This window comes from Polaribacter septentrionalilitoris (genome assembly GCF_009832745.1).
GTDB classification, from domain to species: Bacteria; Bacteroidota; Bacteroidia; order Flavobacteriales; family Flavobacteriaceae; genus Polaribacter; species Polaribacter septentrionalilitoris.
Window position 1 is genome coordinate 1 of the sequence record NZ_VRMJ01000018.1, and the last position, 5,970, is coordinate 5,970.

Below are 5,970 nucleotides of genomic sequence, written 5' to 3' on the forward strand. Positions count from 1 at the left end.
TATATTTTCTAAATATATGATTAGAATTGGTAGTTGTTACGTAGTTTTTTCTTTTCGGGATTAATAAATTATTGAGTCTTAAAAAGCGATAGAACTTGTCTCTTCCTATGTTGATGTTTTGTTCAATCATTTCAGATTTGAGTTCATTATAGAGTTTAATTCCACCTGTTTTTGACCCCACTTTTTTACGATATTTTTGTACCATTAAGATTAGTTTTTTGTTGTCTAATTCTTTCTTTTTTAGTGTTTTGTGTCTTTTGTAGAATGCTTGTTTAGAGATCCCAAAACATTGATAGATCCATTTTGTTTTAAAATGTTTTTCTTTTTTAGTTCTATCTCTTTTGCTAATGTTTTGGGCAACGACTTTTTTGCTAAATCGACACCAGTAATGACTTCCATATCCGCAATAATATCTTGCTGAAAGTCTTTTACAAACTCCAATTCTTCAATTTTTTCCTTTAATTTTTTAATCTCATCGTTTTTGCTCATACCATTATTTTGTTGAACTAAGGTACTGTATTTTTTAATCCAATATCCAATTGTAGTTCTAGGAACATCATATTTTTTTGAAGCGAAGTTTGTAGAGATTTGACCATTCTGAATTTGGTCAACGACGAATAATTTGGTTTCTAAAGTTACTTTTTGGTACTTTTTTTTCTGCCAGTGTTGTTTTTGGTTTTTCATAAGTGACTATCATTATTTGATGAATTTTTAGTCAACCTATTTCAGGAAAGTACAGAGTGGTTAATGTTGGGTAACGTTTATGTATAAGAATAGTTGCGGGTTTGTATGCGAGGATTTTCCGAAGGAAAATCAGACGTTACAAACACGCAACGACCTTTGATTAAGCACCAAACCGCAATTATTTTTATACGGTGTTGTAGTGCGTTTTTTATTCAATTATATTCCGATGAATACTAGTATTATACTTTTGGTTTTTATAATTCTTTTTTTCAATCATAGTGTCTTTCCGTTTTTCAAAATCAATATCAAAAATCCCGTAATCAGATTCAACAACTTTCACTTCGTAACAGTCATTTATTTTAAGTCCTAACCTTTTAATTCCATTTTCTGTTAAGTCGGTTATTTTATGGAAAACAGTGTCGTTTTTCACGAAATAAAAGTAGACAACATCTTTTCGTGTCGTAGTTCCTTTTGGGGAATTTGGTCTTAATTTTTCTATTATTCCGTATGTTGTAAATGAATTGTTTTTTAATTTTTCTTGTCTGTTTTGTCTATTAAAATATATCAGAGCAAAAAGAGGTAAAGCAAAAAGTAAAATATATCCAATTTTCTTAAGAGAGCTAGTTTCTTTCTTTTGTTTTTCTCTTTTCTTTTTTGCCATATTTAATATTCAAATTTTTATCAGTTTTGAGTAAGCTCAAATGCACTACAACGTGATTGTGTATGTTTAGTTGCGTGTTTAAGCAACTAATTTAGTAAACAAAAACGAACGTGAGAAAATTCCGAAGGAATTTTCCAAATAAGCACTTGCCAAAGCAATTAATTATACACGGTGTTGTACACAGTTTTTAATTTTCCTTCCTTTATTTGTTCAATCAATTCGCATCTTTTTTCGGTACTACTTTGTTCTTTAAAATCTTTTCCAATTCTTACAAAATCATATGGAATATATTTAATTTCAGATTCTACAGTTTTTTCAAAACGACTTTCTCCATAGGCTAAAAGTGTGCTTTTTTCGTTAGTCTCCGAACTTAATAATATTTGTTTTAATTCTCCATTTTTTTGTTTGGTAAAAACTCTAAACTTTGACCTGTCCATTTCTAATTCCGTAGGATAAAATATAATTCCGTTTTCATCGAATATTATTTGTTCACGTCTATGTTTTTTTTCGAAAGTTTGTCCAAAATCAGAATTGTCAATTATTATCGCTGTTCCTTTAAAATTTTCAGGTAGAATTATGTCGAATTTCTGAATGTCAGCAAAATAAAATGAAATAGAAGAATAAGTTTTAGAAACTGGAATAAACAAAATAGCAGGTATTAAAATCCAAAGTAATTTTTGTTTAATTTTTAAATTCCCAAATAGAAGTATAATAATTCCAATAACATAAATTGGAAGTCCGATTATAAAACCGAAATAAATGAAAAATGGGATTAAAAACCCAATAATCAAAAATGATATTCCTATTTTATCTCTTATTTTCATTCAGCTCGTCAATTGTGTACAACGGTTTTGTGTATGATTTCGTTGCGTGTTTAAGCAACTAATTTAGCAAATAAATCACAGATAGAAAGTCCGAAAGGACTTTCGTAAGTGGGCTATAACTAGCAATGAATTATACACATTGTTGGCTGTAGTTTTTATTTATTTTAATTCAGTTACTATTCTATTAAATTGTTCATCTGTTAAAACAGGTTCAAAGTATTTTATATAATCATTTAATTCTCTTAGCAGTTTTACACTTACATATTTGAATTGACCTCGTGGTTTATTTTTAATCATTACTATAAGATTGCGAATCGGAACTCTTTGTTCTCCCCAATGATGGTCATATAAAGTTAGATTTTCCGAAAGGAATACATAGAGAGCAAAATTAGACCTTTCAATTTGTTCGATTGGTGACCTTAGACTAAGAGAATTCACCGATGACTTACTCCAGTTTTTCGTTTCTATTATAAAAATTCCTGCTTTTGATATTAAAAGATGGTCAATTTGAATTGAATAGATTCTTTGATTTTGTTTTTTGTAAAAAATTGGACGAGAAAAACTAAGGTTGAAGTCATTAATTAGAACATAATCATCTGAAAGCTTTTTGATTTCTTTTACAACTAAATTTTCACCTATCGCTCCAGAAATTAGATTTTGAGAGTTTTCCAAAACTTTTCGTGTGTATTCTAATTTTACAATTTTAGATTTTGCTCGATTTTCAATAAGGCTTTGTTTCCCAGTTTCGTAAATTCTTATGAAAATTTCATCATTTTGAATTTTCCGACTAATGTTCTTTACTGATGAATTTATTAGTCTACTTTTATGCTCTATGTAGTGATTATATTTTTTCTTTAGTGAATGTAACTTTATGCTTGATAATAGTTTTTTTATGAAGTTATTGCTTTTGGTATTTATGGAATCAATTTTTGTTTGTAATTCAAATATTCTACTATCTATTTTTTCTTTCTCTGAAATGATAATTTCAACTTTTTCTCGTTTTCTTTGTTTTAGGTTAGTGCAAGTTTCAATGTACTCTTTATCTAACTTTTTAGATTCAACATCTAGAATAGAGAATTTTTCGTTATTATAATTTGATAAGAAATCTTTAATCTCTTTTACAGAACTAAATCTATAAATTCCTTTGTCCTCTAACTCAGATTTTAAGGATTTCAATGATTCTATTGTTCCATATATACTTGCCATTTTTCAAACGTATTCCTCTAAAATAAAGTTGTTATTTAAAAATGAAGGGTGTACTCAAAAAAATAAATCTTCAAACTCAGTTCCTTCTATAAGATAGAACACACCATATGCAAAGGCGATAATTACTAATATGCTAATTAAACCTATTAAAAATCCTGCTATTGCAAACCCTCTTGGTTTTCTGAATAACCCGATAAATGATAGTATAAAACCAATAAAAATAGAAATTATAGCGATCGGATGTATTAATCCAAATATAAGACCAATTAACGAAAGTATAAATCCTGAAACACCTAGACCATTTGATTTCTTCTGTTCGATTATTATTGTGCTATATTTTGTTTCTTTCATTTTTATAACATTACTTTAAATCTATTCCATGTTTGACTTTTACATTTATTAAATTACAGCCAACGTTGCTGTATAAGCTTTATTGCGTTGATTTTAGCCTAAAAGTAAGCAAAAAATTAAACAACTTTGTGCCTGCATATTTTTCCGAAGGAAAAATTTTGCAGCAATAAAGTTTATACATTGTTACCTGTAGTTTTTATTCCAGTTTCATTTTCTTAATTCCCATTACTTTTACCCATTCTTTCACTTCAAGTGGTTTCCATTCAGGGTCTGTAAAAGTTTTATAGAAATATTTGTATAATTCATTATCTAAAAATATTAGTGAGCCATCATTTCCTCCACTAATTAGATAAATTCTCTCTTTTATATTTTGTTTTTCTAATTCCTCATTTAATATTTCAGCAAGTCTTTGAACTGCTTCACCCCAGCCATAACCTTTAAAGTTTTTGAAGATTATGTACTCAGTCTCATTCAGAGTTATTCTATGATTCAACCATTCATTTTTGCTGTCCCATTCCTCAAAGTGATTTCCAATTTTTAACTTAAATCCAATTTTTTCAAAAGTTCCACTTAATTCATTCAACATTTCTTTAAAGCCTCCTTGCTCAAAAACGGTTTCACCATCACAGAAATAATATCTGTAATCAATAGGTAAATTTGTTTCATCATCCCAAATTCCACCCCAAGAACCTTCAGAGTCAAAACTTTCCAAATGATTTTTCTTTAATCTTTCAATGTCTCTTTCATTAGCATATTTAAAGTAACCTAATGATTCTATGGTTTTAACAAATTCCTTAGCAGAAGTTTTCTCCTTTCTTAAAGTATTTATTTTTTTTATTGGATTTCCATTCTCTTTATTTGTAATATAAATTGCCATTCCAATTATTAAAATGCTTATTAAAATTTTCATTTTGTCTTTTTCAGAGAATTACAGGTAACGGTTTCGGCTATGAGTAGTTGCGTGGTTTAGCGGTTAACTTTGCAAGTATGCACCAAACTGAAAATCCGCGAGGATTTTCAGAAGTAAGCGAGAACAAGCAATTACTTATAGCCATTGTTGTAGGTAGTTTTTTTACAGTTATTTTTTAATAATTCCATTCCTCTTTTCTGTCCAAGTTCTGATAATTCATTCCAATCTTTACAGGCTAATTCCAGCTTTCCAGTTTCATAGTAAATAGCAGCTCTGTTATAAAGCGCATCTATATTCTTTGGGTCTAACTCATAACTTTTAGTGAAGTTTTTAATAGAACTCTCATAATCTTTACTTTGATAAGACCTTATTCCCTTATTGAAATATTCTCCAGCTTTTTGAATTACTCTTGTGTCTCCACCATAAAAATGGTCTAATTGATAGAAAGAATCGGTGAAAAATTTCATTGAAATTCCACGAAATGTTTTTGTTTTTTCGTCTTTTAAAACAAATGGCATTTCTAGCTTATCAAGATGTTTGAATTTATTTAAATTCCAAAGTTTATATGATTTGTTTATCACTTTTTTAATTCTCTGAATTTTACTTGAGTCATTTGTGTTAGAGTAATTTATTAAAGTACTTATATTTTTATTTTTTAAATCTATTGTTATAATTCCTTTAGCTTTAAAGTTGCTGTGTTTTTTCTTAAAAACTTTGTTCAGTTCAAGCATTAAACTTGACTTTAAAGTTGGTGTATAGAATTCATTTGCAACTTGATTTTTACTTTCCCCTTTTTGCTCTTTAATTTCATTGAATAATTTTTGTTCTCTAACAAAATAGAATCTCTTTAATTTGTCGTTTTCTATTCCATTTATTCTTTCACAGAGAATCAGCGTGTCATTTTTTACTCTTTCAATTTCGTAGCCAGAAGTTGAAGATGTTTTGATAAAGTTTTTATTTAATGAGAAAGGAAAACAAACCTCATTTACTCTATGCGTTGGATTTCCATTAGTACACATTTCCAATTTTCTAAAAGTGTAATTGACGTATGAAGAGTCAGTCAAAAAACGGTCAATTAAACTACTGCCGTCTTTCATCTCAATCTTATATTTAATCCAATCTCCATTCAATTCCGAAATATTGACTTTTTGACAATACGATTTGATTGTAATTAGAAGGAATAATAAAAGTATGTTTTTCGTCATTTTGTATTATACTGATATAGGTTGACCTTTTTTTAGGTTTAATTAATACGTTCAAACGATTTTTTTAAGCCGTTTAGAAGGCAAAAAATAGCTTGAACTGCTTATTGTTTAAATTTTGAGTTCAGTCAA

The 5,970-nt window shown here is 28.3% G+C and carries 7 protein-coding genes and 1 pseudogene; all 8 read right to left on the reverse strand.

Annotated elements, in window-relative coordinates:
• Positions 1-205: pseudogene (locus tag FP421_RS15190) on the reverse strand (hypothetical protein); the annotation flags it as partial.
• A 35-nt stretch (positions 206-240) separates the two neighbouring features.
• Positions 241-684, reverse strand: coding sequence for a helix-turn-helix domain-containing protein (locus FP421_RS04355; protein ID WP_159948000.1), 444 nt, complete (start codon positions 682-684; stop codon positions 241-243).
• Positions 685-892: 208 nt separating this feature from the next.
• The gene (locus tag FP421_RS04360; protein WP_159948002.1) at positions 893-1,345 is read right to left on the reverse strand and encodes a hypothetical protein; all 453 of its coding nucleotides are present in this window, start codon (positions 1,343-1,345) and stop codon (positions 893-895) included.
• Between the two features lie 158 nt (positions 1,346-1,503).
• Positions 1,504-2,169 (reverse strand): hypothetical protein, encoded by a 666-nt coding sequence (locus FP421_RS04365; protein WP_159948004.1) that lies wholly within the window; start codon positions 2,167-2,169, stop codon positions 1,504-1,506.
• Positions 2,170-2,328: 159 nt separating this feature from the next.
• Positions 2,329-3,375, reverse strand: coding sequence for a nuclease-related domain-containing protein (locus tag FP421_RS04370; RefSeq protein ID WP_159948006.1), 1,047 nt, complete (start codon positions 3,373-3,375; stop codon positions 2,329-2,331).
• A gap of 54 nt (positions 3,376-3,429) precedes the next feature.
• The gene (locus FP421_RS04375) at positions 3,430-3,726 is read right to left on the reverse strand and encodes a hypothetical protein (protein WP_201288794.1); all 297 of its coding nucleotides are present in this window, start codon (positions 3,724-3,726) and stop codon (positions 3,430-3,432) included.
• 196 nt (positions 3,727-3,922) lie between these two features.
• Positions 3,923-4,636, reverse strand: a complete 714-nt coding sequence (locus FP421_RS04380; RefSeq protein WP_159948008.1) for a hypothetical protein — start codon at positions 4,634-4,636, stop codon at positions 3,923-3,925.
• 131 nt (positions 4,637-4,767) lie between these two features.
• Positions 4,768-5,766: a tetratricopeptide repeat protein gene (locus FP421_RS04385; RefSeq protein ID WP_159948010.1), complete on the reverse strand. Its 999-nt coding sequence runs from the start codon at positions 5,764-5,766 to the stop codon at positions 4,768-4,770.
• Positions 5,767-5,970 lie beyond the last annotated feature (204 nt).

Coding starts and splice junctions, on each gene's coding strand:
- FP421_RS04355 (WP_159948000.1), bottom strand. CDS start 684: ATGAAAAACCAAAAACAACACTGGCAGAAAAAAAAGTACCAAAAAGTA.
- FP421_RS04360 (WP_159948002.1), bottom strand. CDS start 1,345: ATGGCAAAAAAGAAAAGAGAAAAACAAAAGAAAGAAACTAGCTCTCTT.
- FP421_RS04365 (WP_159948004.1), bottom strand. CDS start 2,169: ATGAAAATAAGAGATAAAATAGGAATATCATTTTTGATTATTGGGTTT.
- FP421_RS04370 (WP_159948006.1), bottom strand. CDS start 3,375: ATGGCAAGTATATATGGAACAATAGAATCATTGAAATCCTTAAAATCT.
- FP421_RS04375 (WP_201288794.1), bottom strand. CDS start 3,726: ATGAAAGAAACAAAATATAGCACAATAATAATCGAACAGAAGAAATCA.
- FP421_RS04380 (WP_159948008.1), bottom strand. CDS start 4,636: ATGAAAATTTTAATAAGCATTTTAATAATTGGAATGGCAATTTATATT.